We start from the raw sequence: 16,946 nt of genomic DNA on the forward strand, positions 1-16,946 counted from the left end.
CAAAAGCCCGGCCCGCAATAGCTCTGCCCTTGCGTTGAGCGCAGCACCGCGCCATCTGTCGCGGCAATGTTCAACGATCTCTCCTCTCCACTCGCCCTGCTCCAGACCCGTCGCTCCGGCAAGCCCCGCGACCTGATCGCGCCCGGTCCCGACGACGCGCAACTCCGGCAGATATTGGAAGTGGCGCTGCGCACCCCGGACCATGGCAAGCTGGCGCCGTGGCGTTTCGTGATCGTGCCGCAGGACCGGCGCGATGCGCTGGCCGCCTTGCTGGAGCAAGCCTATCGCGCCGAAAAGCCCGACGCCGGGCGGCTGGAGATCGAGGCCATGCACCAGTTCGCGCGTCAGGCCCCGACCCTGGTGGTGGCGCTGTCGGCCCCCGTCGCGGGCAGCAAGATACCCGTTGGGGAACAGATATTGTCGGTCGGCGCCGCGATCATGAACCTGCTGCACGGCGCCCATGCGCTAGGCTATGCAGGCGGCTGGCTGACCGGCTGGCCGAGCTATAATGAGGATGTACGCGCGGCCTTCGGTGGCGAGGGCGAGAATATCGCCGGCTTCGTCTTCATCGGGACTCCGGGCCGGCCGCAGGAAGAGCGCCCCCGGCCAGATTATGACGCGATTGTCTCCACTTGGGACAGATAATTACGCAGGCAAAATAATCTGCGTAATGTCGTGACTTGACCCCCGCGGCTGTATTATGGCACTGATGCACCATGGCCGACGACTCCAAACCCGTCTATCTCCGCCTGCGCGAGATCATTGCCGCTTCCATCCTGGATGGGGAATTTTCCGATGGCGACCTGCTTCCGTCGGTGCGGGCCTTCGCAGCGGCGCAGGGCGCCAATCCGCTGACCGTGGCCAAGGCCTATCAAAGCTTTCAGGATGACGAACTGGTGGTCGTGAAGCGCGGCGTCGGCATGTTCGTCGCCGATGGCGCCACCCGCCGCCTGCGCAGTGCGGAGCGCGAGCGTTTCCTGGAGACGGTTTGGCCGCCGGTCGCGGCGCAGATCAAGCGGCTGGGGCTGCGGATCGACGAGCTCGACCTGGCAAAGGCGTAGATTTTACAACGCGGCAAGCGCCGCAAGCACTTCCTGACGCCCGGCGAATCCTGAGACGACTGCTGCGCGATTAAGCGCGAGCTTCGCTTCGCTCTTGCGTCCCGCTGCGGCATAGGCTTGGCCCAGATGCAATTGCAGCGCCGGCACGCCGGGCGCGAGCGTGACCGCCTTTTCAAGCAGATCGATGGCCGCCGGTCCCTTGTCCCCCGTGCGCAAAAGCACCCAGCCCAGCATGTCGGCGGTCATCGGATTGCCGGGCATCAGGCGATAGCCATGGGCGGCATAGGCGCGCGCAGCGGCGCGATCCCCGCTTTCCAGCGCGGCGCGGGCGAGGTCGGCCATCAGTACCGCGTCATTGTCGCCGATTTGCGCACGCAGGATGCGGAGCATCCGCAGTGCGCCGCGCCAGTCCCCCGCCTGAGCCGCGATGCCGGCGGCCAGGCGCAACGCTTCCCCGTCATTGGGATTTTGCGCGAGGAAGAGCTGCACCACCTGGGCGGCGCGCGCGGTATTGCCGGCGCGGCCCCATGCTGCGGCGAGCCGCAAGGCGGCGTCACGGTCGAAGCGGATGTTGGCGGCGGCCTCATAGGCGCGCGCAGCCTCCTGCAGCCCACCGGCAGCGGCGAGCGTATCGCCCAGGACCAGCCATGCGGCGGGTGCACCGGGATTGGCGCGACTGAGCAGGCGAGCGCGATCGACGGCCTCAGCCGCCCGGCCGGTGCTGAGCAGCGCACGGATATAGGGGATATTGTCGCTTGCCGTTGCGGCATTGGCGGGCGGCGGGCCACCGGCAAGCGCTGCGTCGCGGGGACTGGCGAAGGCATCGGCGGTGGCGCGCATCGGCCAGTCGGCGCGGGCGAGCATGTCGGCTGCCATGGCGCGCTGGCCCATGGCCTCCTGCACACGCGCGGCGAGCGTCAGCACATAGGGGTCGGCGTCGCGCTGGGCGACGATCGGCGCCAGCGTCGCGGCTGCGGCTGCGAAGTCACCGTTCAGATAGTGCGCCCGGCCGAGCAGGGTGCGCGCGGTGCGATTGTCCGGCTGCGCACCGACGAGGGGGCCGAGCGCCTCGATCGCCAGCACCGCATTGCCGCCATCCAGATGCAGCACGCCGCGAAGCAGGCGGGTCGCCGGCTCCTCATCGAGGCGTCCGCCCGCGCGTTCCAGCAGAGTGCGCGCGAGATCGCCCTTCCCGGCCCGCGCCGCCATGACCGCCTGTATCATCCAGGCGCGCGGATTGGACGGATCGAGCGCCAGGATGCGGCGCGTCAGGCTGAGCGCCCTGCCCGCCTGCCCCGCGTCGGCGAGCGTCGCGGCATAGGACTCAAGCGCCGGCACCGAATCCGGGTCGTTCGCCAGCGCCCGGTCGAACCAGGGCAAGGCGGCGGTCAGACCATATTGGGCGCGGGTCAGTTCGCCGCGCAGGGTGAGCGCCTTTGCATCGGTGGGCGCGAGCGCCACGGCCCGGTCGGCGGCCTGGATCGCGCCGCCCTGATCGCCGATCGCCAGGTAGAAGCGGCCGAGGTCGATCCAATTTCCGGGGTCGCCGGGAGCCCGCGTCAGAGCGCGTTGCAGCGCCGCGCGCGCACCACCGACATCGCCCAACGCGAGCGACGCGCGTGCAACCATGCGGGCCGCGGCGGCGGCGGAGGCGGCCGGCACGTCCGGCGCCCGCACTTCCCGCAGCGCCGCAGCGGGATCACCCTGAAGCAGCAGCGCCTGCGCCATCACCACGCGACCTTGGGCGGCGGGCCAGCCGAGCGCGCGCGCGCGTTCCGCCTCCGCCAGCGCGCCGGCGCCGTCGCCCAGTTCCGCCAGCGCACGGGCCTGCGCGGCGTGAGCCTGCGCGACACGCCCATTGCCCTTGATCGCGTTCATCAGCTCGATCCGGGCGGTACGGGCGTCGCCCCGGTCAAGCGCAGCAAGGCCACGGGCAAGCGCCGCGCTGCCGTCGCGCTCATGCGTGCGCCACTGCCACAGACCCGCGACGCCGAGCAGAAGCATCGCCGCGCCGGCGAGCAGGACGAGGCGGGAGCGGCGCATGGATCAGCCCTGCATCTGATATTGCTTGAGCAGATCGTAAAGGGTCGGGCGGCTGATCCCCAATATCTTGGCGGCGCCGGAAATATTGCCGTCGGTGCGGGCGATGGCGCGGCGGATGGCGCGGCGATCGGCCATCTCGCGCGCAGCCTTCAGATTGACGACATCGGTGCCTTCGACGCGATCATCGTCCAGATCGAGATCCGCGGCCGTGATCAACTTGCCATCGGCCATGATGATGGCCCGCTTCATGCGATTTTCCAGCTCGCGCACATTACCGGGCCAGGCCCAGGCATCGAGCGCCGCCAATGCGTCTGGCGCCAGCCCCTTGACCTGCGGGTTCATGTCGCGGGCGAAGCGGGTGAGGAAATGACGCGCGAGCAGCGCCGGATCGCCGGGCCGATCGCGAAGCGCGGGGATGCGGACGACGATTTCGGCGAGGCGATAATAAAGATCCTCGCGGAAAGTGCCGGCGGCGATCATCTCGTCCAGATTCTGGTGGGTGGCGCAGACGATGCGGGTGTCGACGGCAATCGGCTGGCGTCCGCCGATCCGCTCGATCACGCGTTCCTGGAGGAAGCGGAGCAGCTTGACCTGAAGCGGCAGCGGGATGTCTCCCACCTCGTCCAAGAAGAGAGTTCCGCCCTGCGCCTGCTCGATCTTGCCCGGCGTGGTCCTGATCGCGCCGGTGAAGGCGCCCTTCTCATGGCCGAACAGTTCCGATTCCAGCAGGGTTTCGGGGATGGCGGCGCAGTTTATGGCGACGAAGCCCTCCTTGCGCCGCGGGCTGGCGTCATGCAGTCCCTGCGCCAGCAATTCCTTGCCGGTGCCGCTCGCCCCGAGCAGCAGAACGGACACGTCGGCATGGGCGACGCGCTCGATCGTGCGAGCGACCTTCATCATTTCCGGCGCGCCGGTGATGAGGCGGCCCAGAACCCGGCCATCCTCCGGCGCGGTCTCGGCAAGACGGGCATTTTCCCGCTCCAGCGCATGGACATGGAAGGCGCGCCGGACGATGAGGCCGAGCTCGTCGATGTCCACCGGTTTCTGGTAGAAGTCGTAGGCGCCGCCCGCGATCGCATCCAGCGCGCTTTCGCGCGCGCCATGGCCCGACGCCACGATGATCTTCGTATCCGGCTTGATCCTGAGCATGTCGGCGAGCGTGGCAAACCCCTCGCTCGTGCCGTCCGGGTCGGGCGGCAGGCCCAGGTCCAGCGTCACGACATCGGGCGTTTCCGACCGCAACATCTCGATCGCTTCCTGACGGTCGCCGGCGATGAAGAGCTGGTAATCCTCATAAGCCCAGCGCAGCTGCCGTTGCAGGCCCGGATCATCCTCGACGATCAGCAATTTGGGGCGGGTATCGCTCATCAGGCGGCCTTTTCCTGTCTGTCTAACCGAGGCGCCAACGGCAGGCGCAGGGTGAAGCGGCTGCCCGCGCCGGGCTGGCTCTCGACTTCGATACGTCCACCCATCGCCTCTGCCAGGCTGCGGGCCTCGAACGCGCCGAGACCGAAGCCGCCCGCCTTGCTGGAGGAAAAGGGCTTGAACAGGTCTCGCCGGATGAACTCGGCACTCATGCCGCGCCCCCGGTCGACAATCTCCACGATCGCCTGGCGATCGTCGGCGGACAGGCGCAATTCGACCGGACTGTCCGGCAGGCTGGCGTCGATGGCGTTCTGCATCAGATGGGTCACGATCTGCTCAACGCGCACCGGGTCGGCAACCGCCATCGGCGCGGCGCCGCTGACATGCACGGGATGCAGCCGGGCGCGGGTCCGGGCGACCTGATCGAGCAGGTCGCGCAGAGCCATCGGGCGCGGTTCTTCGGGCCGGGCCTTGTTATGCTGCGACAGGCGGGCGAGCATGTCGTTCATCTTGCCGACCGATTCCCTCAGCGTCAGCACCATGTCCGCGCGAAACTCCGGATTGTCTGCATGACGCTCGGCATTGCGGGCGAGCAGGGACAATTGGCTGACGAGATTCTTCACGTCGTGGATGATGAAGGCGAAGCGGCGGTTGAATTCGTCGAAACGCTGCGCGTCGTCCAGCGCCTGTTGCCCCTGCGCCTCGCTGATATAGGTTGCCGCCTGCCGACCGGCCGCACGCAGCATGTCGAAATCCTCCCAGTCGAGACGGCGGTCCACCGGCGGGCGGGCGAGCAGGATCGCGCCGATCAACCGGCCATAATGGATGAGCGGGGCCAGCGCCCAGGCGCGCCGGTCCTGGCGCAGCCAGTCGGGCAGGCGATGGGCCTGATCCGCCTTGCCGAGATCGATGATCCAGGCGCTCTCCTCCAGCCGGGCGACCAGATCGGGCGGCAGCGTGGCTGCGTCAGGCAGGTCGCCGCTCCAGTTCCAGTGGGTTTCGAACGACAGACCGCCGCGCTCGTCGCGCAGCAGCAGGATGGCAGCGGGGGAATCGGTGATATCGGCCACCGCCTTCGCCACGCGCTGGCCCAGCGGCGCCGAGTCTTCGCCCGGACGTCCGATCGTCTCCCCGAAACGCATCCATTCGGTGCGATAGTCATAGCGATGCTGGAAGAAATGCTTGGCGACCTGCACCTTCCACAGCGCCCGCATTTGCGGCGAGGGCAGCAGCACCAGCGCGGTGACGGCGGTGAAGAAGACCGCGCCGATTTCCACCAGCCGGGCATAGGGTCCGGCGATCAGCTCGATCAGGAGCGCCGCGGCGGCCACCAGTATGACATAGAGGGCGATGGCGAAGATCGAGAGCGACTGCACTGCGAGCGCGCGCGACAGTTGCAGGCGGCCCGCCATGTCCCGGCGCATCCCGATTGCGATGACCGGCGCGAGCAACGCCATCAACAGGCCGCGCAGGGCGTAAAGTTCGTCCACCCGATGCGGAACCAGATAGCAGAGCAGATAGAGGTTGAGGTCATAGGTCCACATCGCCGCGAGCGCGCCGAACAGCAGAGCCACCCGCCCCCGCTCCCGCAAGGGCCAGGCGGTGTAGAGCTGGTGCACCAGCAGCAGGCAGCTGATCGCCGTCATCATCCGCAGAAACAGCGAGCCGGTGACGAGCGCATGGTGGATGTCGCTGTCCACCGGCAATTGCCGCCAGGTCAGATCGGTGAAGGTCTGGAGCAGTATGAGGCCGGCCGTTGCGGCATAAACCGCCGCGACCGCACCCATCGACCCCGAGCGGCCGGCCGGGCCGCGGCGGAGCATGACGAACATTGCGAGCAGCCATGCCGCATTACGGATGCTTTCGCCCAGGCCCGACAGCGGCTTCGACACGCCGCCGAAGGAGACGTAGAGCGCCCAGCAGGAGGTGAGCAGCAGCGCACCGGCGAGCATCCGCAGTTCCACGGCCTCCTCCCGACGCCGCAGCAGGAAGATGCCGAGCGCGGCGAACAGCACCGCCGCCAGCGCATGGCCCCAGTCGCCGACAAATTGGAGGAGGACGCCCACGACCCGGCCCTCAGCGCGCGCCGTCGGGCCAGAGGACGACCCGGACGGTCTGGAGGAGGATCAGCAGATCAAGGAAGGGCGTGTAATTTTTGGCGTAGTAAAGATCATATTCCAGCTTGTGCCGGGCATCCTCGATCGACGCGCCATAGGGATAGTTGATCTGCGCCCAGCCGGTGATGCCCGGCTTCACCATGTGGCGTTCGGCATAATAACGCAGATGCTGTTCCAGATCCTCCACGAACTGGCGGCGTTCGGGGCGCGGGCCGACGAAGCTCATCTCGCCCTTGAGGACGGTCCAGGTCTGCGGCAATTCGTCGATACGCAGCTTGCGCAGCCAGTAGCCCAGGCGCGTGATGCGCGGATCATCCTTTTCGGCCCATACAGCCTGTCCCGCGACTTCGGCGTCCTGGCGCATGGTGCGCAACTTCACGATCCAGAATTCCTGCCCGTAAAGGCCCACGCGCTGCTGGCGGTAGAAGGCCGGCCCCTTGCTGTCGAGCTTTACCAGCAAGGCGGCGAGCAGGATGACGGGGCCGGTGAGCAGCAGCAGCAGGGAACTGGCGACGATGTCGAACAACCGCTTGGCGATGCTGGAAATGCGCCGCCCCGCCGAAAAACCGTCGGAGAAGATCAGCCAGCTCGGATTGACGCTGGCGAGGTCGACGCGACCGGTCTCACGCTCCAGGAAGCTGGACAGGTCATTGACATGGACCCCCGTGGTCTTGATGCGCAGCAGGTCGGACATGGGAATGGCGTTGCGCCGCTCCTCCAGCGCCAGCACCACTTCGCTTGCGTTCAGACGCACGACGAAATCGGACAGATTGTAGACGGCGTTGCGGTTGATCGCTTCCTCGATCACCTGCGGCCCGTCATTCATCGCGATATAGCCGACGACGAGAAAGCCCGACCCCTTGCGACGCTCGAGTTCGCGAATACGGTTGGCGCGGTTCCCCGCGCCCAGAACGACCAGCCGCCGCTTGAACGCCTCTCCGCCCAGCATCGAACCGAGCATCAGGCGCACGACGAACAGCAGTGCCAGCGCGAGGCCCATGGCGTAGAGCGAGTTGGAGCGCCAGAGCGTCATGCCCGGCAGCAGAAAATAGAGGACGGACAGAAAGATCACGCCCAACGAGACGGCGACGAGCAGGCGCGCAAAGGCGAAGCGAATCGATTGCAGCGCTTCGGGACCATAGACGCCCACGGCGATCATCGCCGTCTGGATCGCAACCGCGAAGCTGAGCAGCGGTCCCATGCGAGTGGCGACATGATCGACGGTCATGCCGATTTGCTGCGCGCGCAGTATCCAGCCCGCTTCCGCCGCGCCGACCAGCAGCATGAAATCGAGCATGCCGAGCAGCAATACTGCGTGCGGCACATAATGTTTGAACAGCCTGATCATCGTCGCGCTTGCTTCCCGCCGTCGTCCGACCGCGAATCCTGGTGGCGCCGGATCGCGCCTTACACTGGCTGTAAGGAAATCCGACGCTGCGCATCCTGTCGGAAAATGACGAAAAAAGTCTGAATCAGGCGGTAAGGCCGTGAAAAATGGCGGACGATCCGCGATTTAGTTGCGGTTACGCAACGTATCGGCGGCGTTCCGGGCTGCATCGCCAACGACACCCGCAGCATCATCTACGGCGCCCGCCGCCTCCGTAACCTTGTCGGCGCGGCGATCTTCGCGCCGGTCATTGGTCAGGTAAAAGAAAGCAATTGCCAGGAGCAATGCCAGCGCCACCAACGCAAAGACCAGCCCGCTGCCGTGGGACCGCATTGGCGGCTCCCTGCGTCCCTGTGGCTCTTGCGATGCGAAGGGGTCTTCGACCATGTCGCTTCTCTCCTCCTGCGACCATCACGCGCCCTTGTGAAACGCTCCGGTCAATCTTCCGCCGCGCGTCTCTCGGCCCCGCGGCTCAGCCGATCCACATCCTCCATGATTTCGTCCAGCACGTCCGTGTCGGTCGTTTCCTGACTGCGGCGCGATGGCAGGTCGCCATTTTCCAATATCTGCTCCAGCGCCGCGCGACCCCGCGCGACCCGGCTCTTGATCGTACCGACGGCAACGCCGCAGATTTCGGCAGCCTCCTCATAGGCGAAGCCGCCCGCGCCGACCAGGATCAGCGCTTCGCGTTGCGGCTGGGGCAACTGGAGCAGGGCGCGCTGCATGTCGCTCAGTTCGACATGCTTGTCCTGTCCTGCCGGCGCGGCAAGAATGCGGTCGGCCGTCAGATCGTCCCAGTCTCCCCGGAAACGCGAGCGGCGCATCTGCGAGAGATAATGGTTGCGAAGGATGATGAAAGTCCACGCGCGCATGTTGGTGCCCGCCTGGAAGCGCGCCCGCGCGGCCCATGCCTTGAGCAGGGTTTCCTGCACAAGGTCGTCGGCCACATCGCGATTGCCCGACAGAGAGCGACCGAAGGCGCGGAGATGGGGAATGACGGCGGCCAATTCACGCTTGAAATCCGTGTCCGACAGCGCGGCCCGTTCAACCGCCTCGCCAACGTCTTCATCCATGGGAACAACCCCCGTGCTGGCTGCCGCCCTCGTCGCATGAATCGACGTCGTCAAAGCCATAAGTGTGCCTGTATCCTAAACCGATTGCCGTCAAAACCTAGTGTCCTGAACCTGCCCCGTCACATCCAGAGCAGAAACAGCATCGCTATGACCACCAGGGCTAAAGAAATGCCAAGAACATATCGAACGACATGTTCGGTGGAACCCGCCCGGGCTTTTTCGGTTGCGATGTGCTGTTCATGATCAACCATGGCACGTCTCCCGATCGTTACGGTTATTTAACGCCACCGCCGACCGGGAGTTCCGTCCCCTCCATAAAAGCTGGGGGTCAGGCAGGCGCGGTCGCTTCGTCGAAGAACAGCGCCTGGGAAATCGCCGCCTTCACCGTCGAGCGCTGGAACGGTTTGGTGATGAGGAATGTCGGCTCTGGGCGTTCGCCGGTCAGCAGACGTTCCGGGAAGGCGGTGATGAAGATCACCGGGACCGAAATCTCGGCGAGAATATCCTTCACCGCGTCGATGCCGCTCGAATCGTCGGCGAGCTGGATGTCGGCCAGCACCAGGCCGGGTGTTTCGGCCATGGCTTCGCGCACGGCATCCTCACGCGTCACGGCGATGGCGGTGACTTCATGACCAAGGTCGCGAACGATGGTCTCTATATCCATCGCGATGATCGGTTCATCCTCGATGATGAGAACCTTGGCGCGGGTCTGCGCCTCGATCTCCGAAAGCGCCTCCTCGACCAGCGCCTCTACATCGTTGCTGTCCAGGCTCATGAGATAGGCGACATCGTCGACCGTGAATCCTTCGAGCGCGGTCAGGAGCAGCGCCTGACGCGGCAGCGGGGTCAGACGGCCCAGCCGCGCCTGCGCGATCAACTCCCGCCCGTCGGCGGACGTCAGCGGCACATCGTCGAGATGCGAGGAGGACCAGATGGCGTGAAAGGTCTTGTACAGGCCCAGCCGGGGATCGACTTCGGACGGAAATTCCTCCGGCGCGGCCACGATCGCTTCCAGCGTCGCGCGGACATAGGCGTCACCATGCGCCTGGCTGCCCGTCAGCGCGCGCGCATAGCGCCGCAGAAACGGAAGATGGGGGTGCAGTTTCTGTCCAAGCGACATCGTCAAATCTTCTCCCTGCCCGATAACAGGCTTGCTTCTCCGGCCCGTGGACGGAGGGAGGGGAGGATGGAATGTCCATGCGTCGATGGCAACCCCCCGCCCTGCTCACCGTCATCCGGCCGTCAGCGTCAAAAAAACGCTTCACTCGTCGGAACCATCGAGTAACGGAATTGTTTCGCAGTCATATGGTTTTTTCAACGATATCGTGAGATTTCGCGACTATCATGGGGGTCAGCGAATTGACGTTCCCGCCGATTATCGCGATTACGGGCAGGCTGGCGTGATTGAGATTGCTTCAGAGGGGCAGATTTTGGTTTCTTCGACAACGGAACGACGGTCAGCGGGAGCAGGCGGGAAAGGCGGCGCGAAATCGTCCTCCCCGCGCAAGGGCCGCAAAGCCAGCCCCAAGGATGAAGGCCATGTGTCGCAGGTGCTTCGCACCGTCTATCAGCGCGCGGTGGATGAAGATATTCCCGCCGAAATGCTGGACCTTCTGAGCAAACTGGACTGACGACATCATGATTGGGGGCAGCCTTCCTCCGGCAGCCCTGTCGCTGACGGAACCGCTCTTCCGCTTCCTTCGCTCGACCGGTGTCAAGATGTTCCTCATCCTGACGCTGGCCTTGCTGCCCCTGGGCCTGATCGCCCTGATCGCCTCGCTCCAGGCGATCCGGACCGCCGATCTGGAAAAGGAAGCCTTGCTCCGCGTCGCCGTCACGCAGAGCGCCCGCAAGCTGACCGCGGACCTGCAATCGGACCGCACCGCACTCCAACTCACCATCAACAGCCTCGGCGCGGCCGACACCCTCATCTGCGACCGGCTTGACCTGTTCCTCAAGTCGAACGACCCGGAGGGCGGCCTCTATTATATCTACGACCGGGCCGGCCGGCGGATATGCGGATCGGACCGGGCCGAGCCGGAAGGACTGGACCGGCGCGAGCGCTTTTCCGGTCCCCACGCCCAGATATTGGGCGGCACGCCCTATCTGGTGAGCCGAGTAAAGAGCCGGGACAACCAACTGGTCGGGCTGATCTATTATTCCCGCGTGCATCTGGAAAGCGTCGCCGATCCGGCGACGGCGCTCCAGAACCGGCAGCTCAGCCTGCGCCAGGGCGACCGGCAGCTCATCATCAGCCGTCCGCGCGTATCGCCAGGCGACGGGCGCACCACCAGCCTGTCCGCCCGGCTGGAACCACCCGACATATTGCTGACGATGACGGTGCGCGATCCGCCGGCGACGGTGGCGCGCACCCTGTCGCTTTTCCTGCCACTGGTCATGTGGTTCGCCGCCGCCGCTATCGGCTGGTTCGTGGTCAACCGCTTGCTGATCCGTCCGCTGGTGCTGCTGCGCCGCGCAGTGGCCAGCTACCATCCCGGCGAGGTGCTGGAACCCATGCAGCGCGTGCGGACGCCGGCGCAGGAAATCGTCGCTCTGGGCGAGACATTTCGCGAAATCAGCGAGGATGTCGCCACCCATGAGGCGGAGATGGCGGAAAGCCTGGAAACGCAACGCAAGTTGACGCGCGAAGTCCATCACCGGGTGAAGAACAACCTCCAGATCATCGCCAGCCTGATCAACCTGCACGCCCGGTCGGCGCATGATCCCGAAGCGGTCGAGGCCTATGCGTCGATTCAGCGACGGGTCGATGCCTTGTCGGTCGTCCATCGCAACCACTTTGCCGAGCTGGAGGAAAATCGCGGTGTAGGCGTGCGCCCGCTGATCAGCGAACTGTCCGCCAGCCTGCGGGGAACGGCGCCGACCCAGGCGCGCCGCTTCGGCATCCAGATCGACAGCGACGACCTGCATATCAGCCAGGATGTGGCGGTTCCGGTGGCCTTCCTGGTCACGGAACTTGTCGAACTGGCGATGCGGCTTGACCCGCAGGGCAGGATGCACATTTCGGTGCAGTTGCAACCGGGCAGCGCAGATCGCGGCCTGCTCCATATCCATTCGCCGGCCCTGCGCGCCTCCGAAGACCTGGCCGGCCATATGGAGGATCGCTACGGCCGGGTGCTGACCGGCCTGTCGCGCCAACTGCGCGCGCCGTTAGAGCAGGACGGCGACGCGGGATCGTTCGCGATCGCCATCAATGTGCTTCCCTGACGGTCAGACCCGACGATAATCCCGCCGGAAGTCGGAAGCGAAGCTCGCGAGGCGACCAGCGGCGATGCTGTCGCGCAGACCCTGCATAAGTTCCTGGTAGAAATGGATATTATGCTGGGTCATCAACATCGCCCCCAGCATTTCGCCCGCCTTCACCAGATGATGGAGATAGGCGCGGCTCCAGGTCGCGCAGACGGGGCAGCCGCAGCGCGGATCGAGCGGCCCCATATCCTCCGCGAACTTGGCGTTGCGGATGTTCAGCGGCCCGGCCCAGGTGAAGGCCTGGCCGTTGCGGCCCGATCGGGTCGGCAGGACGCAGTCGAACATGTCGATGCCCCGTTCGACCGCGCCTACGATATCGTCGGGCTTGCCCACCCCCATCAGATAGCGCGGCTTGTCCACCGGCAGCATGTCGGGCGCGAACTCGAGTGTGGCGAACATCGCCTCCTGCCCCTCGCCCACCGCGAGGCCGCCAACGGCATAGCCGTCGAATCCGATTTCGACCAACTTTTCAGCCGAGATACGGCGCAGATTTTCATCGAGCGAGCCTTGCTGGATGCCGAACAGGGCGGCGCGTTCCGCATGGTCGCCGCCGGCGTCGAACCCGTCGCGCGAGCGCTTCGCCCAACGCATCGACCGTTCCATCGACCTGGCCGCCTCCTCATGGGTGCAGCCGTTCTTGGTGCATTCGTCGAAAGCCATGACGATGTCGCTGTCGAGCAGCCGCTGGATCTCCATGGAGCGTTCGGGCGTCAGCATATGCTTCGACCCGTCGATATGGCTGGAAAAGGCGACGCCCTCCTCGCTCATCTTGGTGAGGGCCGACAGGCTCATCACCTGATACCCGCCGCTGTCGGTGAGGATCGGCCGGTCCCAGCCCATGAAGCCGTGCAGGCCGCCGAGCCGCGCCATGCGCTCGGCGCCGGGGCGCAGCATGAGATGATAGGTGTTGCCCAGGATGATGTCGGCGCCGGTCGCGCGCACTTCGGCAGGGCGCATCGCCTTGACCGTGGCGGCGGTGCCCACGGGCATGAAGGCGGGAGTGCGGATTTCGCCGCGGCGCATCTGGATCGCGCCGGTGCGCGCCTTGCCGTCGGTGCCGTGGATCGAGAAGGAAAAACGAGGCTTGGTCATCGCCGCCCTCTAGGAGCGAACGCGCCCGCGCACAAGGATCGCGGGGGTATCAACCGGCCCTGCGAACCCCGTCGAACAGCGCCATCGCGTCGATATTGAAACCCCTGACGCGGCGATAGGGACCGATGAAGCGCAGGCAGTCGGCCGAAACGCGCAGCGGCCAGGCAGAGCCGGCCTCATCATGCAGCATCAGCGTGACCTGTTTCCGCGAGGGGGAGCGTCCGTTCATGGAAAAAGCAGTAAGAAACAAAGGTTAACAAAGCCCTTTACCGGCCCCGCCAAGACCTCCGCCAGAGCGACGCTTGTGGCAATTGCGCCACATTATCTCCGATTTGGCGGCATTTGGGGCTGCCCCTTTGCAACAGTTCGGAATAAAAATGGTTAACGCACTATTCAGCCTACGCCGGTTGATTGCATCCTGCCATCCAGCCTGTTCAGTTCATGCTTGATGAAAAAACGGGGGCGCAGATGATTGATTCAGGACGGTTTAATCCTTCACGCGAGGCGTCCGAAATGACCGCGGGCGACTATGCGTCAGAGCGCTTTCCGGCAGACATTTCCGCTGCGGAAACCTTGCTTCCGGACGACAGCGCCCAGTCGACCTTGTTCGATCTGGGTCAGATCGACGTTCGCTGGGATGCGGATCTGGCGACGCTCTGGGCCTTCATGACGCCGATCGAACGGCCCAATTCCAACCTGGGCCTGATTCGCGACACCATGGCCTGGCAGCGCGAGAGCCGCCGCGTGTTCGGCGACAAAGGCGGAATGCTCAAGTTCATGGTGCTGGGATCGCGCTTTCCCGGTGTGTTCAACCTGGGCGGCGACCTGGAGATGTTCGCCGAGTGCATCCAGCGCCGCGACCGCGAGACGCTGCTGAAATATGGCGTCGCCTGCTGCGAGATCGTCGACCGCATCTGGCACTGCAACGACATGAACATCATCAATATCGGCCTGGCCCAGGGGGACGCGCTGGGCGGCGGGCTGGAGGCGCTGATGTGCTTCGACGTCATCATCGCGGAACGGCAGGCCCGTTTCGGCCTGCCCGAAGTGCTGTTCGGACTCTTCCCCGGCATGGGCGCCTATTCCATCCTGCAACGCCGCGTGGGACCGGTGCTGGCGCGGCAGATGATCGCCGATGGACGCATCTACACCGCCGACGAGATGTACGACATGGGTATCGTCACCCAGGTGGTCGAGACCGGCGAAGGCGAAGCCGCGACGGCCCGCTGGATCAGGGACCATATGGCGCATCATGCCGGCTATGTCGGCATCAACCGCGCCGGACGCCGGGTCAATCCGATGACTCTGGCCGAACTGACAGACATCGTCGAGATGTGGACGGAAACGGCGCTGTCGCTGTCGGATCGCGACCTGCGCATGATGCGGCGGCTGGCGGCTGCGCAGACGCGGTTGCGCTGAACAGTGAGGCCACGCCGCTTCAGGCGCGGCGGCGGCGCGTCTGGACGATCGGATCGGGGCGCTCTGCGCCCTCCAGCGGGCCGGCGGCGATCATCTCTGCGATGCGTTCGCTGGGCACGGGGCGGCTGAACAGATAGCCCTGGACATTGGTGAAGCCGGCTTCCCGAGCGTGGTGCAACTGATCCTGCGTCTCGATGCCTTCGGCCACCGTGTCCATCGACAGGTCGCGCGCCAGATTGCCAATGGCGCGCACGATCGCGCGATCCTCTGCATTGGCGCTGACCCCGGCCATGAAGCTCTGATCCACCTTGAGCGTGTCGAACCGATAGGACCGCAGATAGGAGAGCGAGGAATAGCCGGTGCCGAAATCGTCGAGCGCCAGGCGCAGGCCGATGCGCTGCAATTCGCGCAATATCGCATTGGTCTGGCCGCTGTCGTCCAGGAAGATCGACTCGGTGACTTCCAGTTCCAGTCGGCGCGCCGACAGCCCGGTTTCCAGCAGCGCCGCGATCACATGATCGGGCAGTTCCTCCGACTTGAGCGATGCGGGGGAGATGTTGATGGCGATCCGCGCCTCGCCCGGCCAAGAGGCGGCGGCAATGCAGGCCTGACGCAGCACCCAGCCGGTCATCGCCTCGATCATGCCGATATTCTCCGCGATCGGGATGAATTCCGAGGGCGGGATCGGGCCGAGCACGGGATGGTCCCAGCGGAGCAGCGCTTCGCAGGCGTCGATTTCCCCGGTCGCCAGGTCGACGATCGGCTGGAACAGCAGCTTCAGTTCGCCAGCGTCGAGCGCGCGGCGCAGGCCCGTCTCGATCTCATGGATGCGGTTGAACCGTTCCTTGAGGGACCAGTTGAAGCTGGCCGAGCGGTTGCGACCTTCGCCCTTGGCTTCGTAGAGCGCGAGATCGGCGTGCTGCATCAGCTCGTCCATGTCGCGCCCGTCCTGCGGCGCGACGGCATAGCCGATCGAGGCTGTCACCTGGAGATGATTGTCGCCCAGGTCGAAGCCATGGGCGAAATAGGTGATGAGTTCCTGGGCGATGCCGGCGGCCGTCACCCGGTCCGTATCGGGGCAGATGATGACGAATTCGTCGCCGCCGAAGCGCGCGATCCGTCCCCTTTCCTGCACGACCTCGTTCAGTCGTTCCGCCACGGCTCGCAACAACTGGTCGCCGACCATATGGCCCAGCGAATCGTTGATTTCCTTGAACCGGTCGAGGTCCATCCACAGGATCGCGACCGCATCGTTGCGCTTCTGGCTGGTCTGGAAGATTTCGCGCAGGCGCATCTGCATCGCCATGCGGTTTTCCAGGCCAGTGAGGCTATCGAACCGGGCGAGCCGCTCGAACTTTTCGGCCAGCAACGACTTGTCACGCTTGCCCAGCAGCGCCTGGACGACGATGCGATGGGTGGTCGAGCTGATCTCCGCGAGGCCCAGCACCATCATCACCATCGCCACCGACAGGACGCGATAGCCGGTCGATGCTTCGAGCCAGAGGCCGGTGGCCGTGGGGAGCAGGGTCAGGCAGACCTGCCCGATCGCGATCTGGACACGGCCGGCATTTCGGCCGGAAATGCCGCCGGCATAGCCGGTCGCCATGGATACGGTGAGCATGTGGATGACGCTGTTGTCCGATCCGATCAGCGTCACGAAAGCCATGAGGCCCAGCAGCCCGGCATAGGCCCAGGCGCCCAGTTCATAGGCAAGTTCCCAGCCGCGCGAGGCGACGGCCGTGCCACGCACCAGTTGGCGATGGAAGAAGACGGCGGAGATGACGCGCAGCGTGGCGACGATGCAGAGCAAGGTGACGACGCCATGAATCGCCGCGCCGTCGGACAGGCTGGCGACGACCAGTCCCACCGCCACGCCCGTCACCGCACCGATCGTCAGCGAGGCCGGCGACGCATAGAGCGATTCGATCAGGCTGCGACGCACGTCCGCATCCTGCGCCGGTCGCTGCACCCATTTTTCCAGCAATGTCTTCAGGGCGCGCAAATCGGCAGGTCTCCAATTCCACCCGGTCTTCGCATTTTCCCTTTATTTTTTCGTTAACCGGAACGGCAGGGCGAAAAAACCGACACCGAACTGGACAGGTAAAACGACCTCGCCAAGGCT

The 16,946-nt window shown here is 65.3% G+C and carries 16 protein-coding genes; 5 read left to right on the top strand and 11 right to left on the bottom strand.

Annotated features, from left to right (window positions below; translation table 11 throughout):
- The first annotated feature begins 66 nt into the window (after nt 1-66).
- Both K3M67_RS09140 and K3M67_RS09145 read left to right on the top strand, forming a co-directional pair.
- Nucleotides 67-645 (top strand): nitroreductase family protein, encoded by a 579-nt coding sequence (locus K3M67_RS09140; protein WP_066862843.1) that lies wholly within the window; start codon nt 67-69, stop codon nt 643-645.
- Between the two features lie 71 nt (nt 646-716).
- Complete coding sequence (locus K3M67_RS09145; RefSeq protein WP_066862839.1) at nt 717-1,061, top strand: GntR family transcriptional regulator; 345 nt, start codon at nt 717-719, stop codon at nt 1,059-1,061.
- A 3-nt stretch (nt 1,062-1,064) separates the two neighbouring features.
- Here K3M67_RS09145 and K3M67_RS09150 read toward each other — a convergent pair whose 3' ends face one another.
- The 8 genes from K3M67_RS09150 to K3M67_RS09185 form a co-directional block, all read right to left on the bottom strand.
- On the bottom strand, nt 1,065-3,104 hold the full coding sequence (locus K3M67_RS09150; protein ID WP_285831331.1) for a tetratricopeptide repeat protein: 2,040 nt from the start codon (nt 3,102-3,104) through the stop codon (nt 1,065-1,067).
- A gap of 3 nt (nt 3,105-3,107) precedes the next feature.
- Complete coding sequence (prsR, locus tag K3M67_RS09155) at nt 3,108-4,472, bottom strand: PEP-CTERM-box response regulator transcription factor (protein ID WP_066862833.1); 1,365 nt, start codon at nt 4,470-4,472, stop codon at nt 3,108-3,110.
- The gene (prsK, locus tag K3M67_RS09160) at nt 4,472-6,535 is read right to left on the bottom strand and encodes an XrtA/PEP-CTERM system histidine kinase PrsK (RefSeq protein ID WP_285831332.1); all 2,064 of its coding nucleotides are present in this window, start codon (nt 6,533-6,535) and stop codon (nt 4,472-4,474) included. Before prsK ends, prsR begins: the two co-directional genes overlap by 1 nt.
- A 10-nt stretch (nt 6,536-6,545) precedes the next feature.
- Nucleotides 6,546-7,934 (bottom strand): TIGR03013 family XrtA/PEP-CTERM system glycosyltransferase, encoded by a 1,389-nt coding sequence (locus K3M67_RS09165; RefSeq protein WP_066862829.1) that lies wholly within the window; start codon nt 7,932-7,934, stop codon nt 6,546-6,548.
- Nucleotides 7,935-8,099: 165 nt separating this feature from the next.
- Nucleotides 8,100-8,360 (bottom strand): hypothetical protein, encoded by a 261-nt coding sequence (locus tag K3M67_RS09170; RefSeq protein ID WP_066862827.1) that lies wholly within the window; start codon nt 8,358-8,360, stop codon nt 8,100-8,102.
- Between the two features lie 50 nt (nt 8,361-8,410).
- Nucleotides 8,411-9,046 (bottom strand): sigma-70 family RNA polymerase sigma factor, encoded by a 636-nt coding sequence (locus K3M67_RS09175; RefSeq protein WP_066862824.1) that lies wholly within the window; start codon nt 9,044-9,046, stop codon nt 8,411-8,413.
- Between the two features lie 119 nt (nt 9,047-9,165).
- Entirely contained in the window at nt 9,166-9,297 is a 132-nt protein-coding gene (locus K3M67_RS09180; protein WP_269747274.1) for a hypothetical protein, read from the bottom strand.
- 77 nt (nt 9,298-9,374) lie between these two features.
- Nucleotides 9,375-10,166 carry a response regulator gene (locus K3M67_RS09185; RefSeq protein ID WP_066862821.1) on the bottom strand — a complete coding sequence of 264 codons (792 nt, stop codon included), beginning with the start codon at nt 10,164-10,166 and terminating at the stop codon, nt 9,375-9,377.
- Nucleotides 10,167-10,251: 85 nt separating this feature from the next.
- Between K3M67_RS09185 and K3M67_RS09190 the strand changes: the two genes are divergently transcribed.
- Together K3M67_RS09190 and K3M67_RS09195 are read left to right on the top strand one after the other, a co-directional pair.
- Complete coding sequence (locus tag K3M67_RS09190; RefSeq protein ID WP_232313869.1) at nt 10,252-10,677, top strand: NepR family anti-sigma factor; 426 nt, start codon at nt 10,252-10,254, stop codon at nt 10,675-10,677.
- 7 nt (nt 10,678-10,684) lie between these two features.
- On the top strand, nt 10,685-12,271 hold the full coding sequence (locus K3M67_RS09195; RefSeq protein ID WP_443018171.1) for a sensor histidine kinase: 1,587 nt from the start codon (nt 10,685-10,687) through the stop codon (nt 12,269-12,271).
- Nucleotides 12,272-12,274: 3 nt separating this feature from the next.
- Here the strand turns inward: K3M67_RS09195 and tgt are convergent, their stop codons facing one another.
- Both tgt and K3M67_RS09205 read right to left on the bottom strand, forming a co-directional pair.
- Complete coding sequence (tgt, locus tag K3M67_RS09200) at nt 12,275-13,405, bottom strand: tRNA guanosine(34) transglycosylase Tgt (protein ID WP_066862818.1); 1,131 nt, start codon at nt 13,403-13,405, stop codon at nt 12,275-12,277.
- A gap of 49 nt (nt 13,406-13,454) precedes the next feature.
- On the bottom strand, nt 13,455-13,634 hold the full coding sequence (locus K3M67_RS09205; protein ID WP_066862815.1) for a hypothetical protein: 180 nt from the start codon (nt 13,632-13,634) through the stop codon (nt 13,455-13,457).
- 239 nt (nt 13,635-13,873) lie between these two features.
- Between K3M67_RS09205 and K3M67_RS09210 the strand changes: the two genes are divergently transcribed.
- Entirely contained in the window at nt 13,874-14,824 is a 951-nt protein-coding gene (locus K3M67_RS09210) for a crotonase/enoyl-CoA hydratase family protein (RefSeq protein ID WP_066862998.1), read from the top strand.
- 19 nt (nt 14,825-14,843) lie between these two features.
- Here the strand turns inward: K3M67_RS09210 and K3M67_RS09215 are convergent, their stop codons facing one another.
- Nucleotides 14,844-16,826 carry a putative bifunctional diguanylate cyclase/phosphodiesterase gene (locus K3M67_RS09215; protein WP_066862812.1) on the bottom strand — a complete coding sequence of 661 codons (1,983 nt, stop codon included), beginning with the start codon at nt 16,824-16,826 and terminating at the stop codon, nt 14,844-14,846.
- Nucleotides 16,827-16,946: the final 120 nt, after the last annotated feature.

Origin of the sequence: Sphingobium sp. V4 (assembly GCF_029590555.1) — a bacterium.
Taxonomy (GTDB): domain Bacteria; phylum Pseudomonadota; class Alphaproteobacteria; order Sphingomonadales; family Sphingomonadaceae; genus Sphingobium.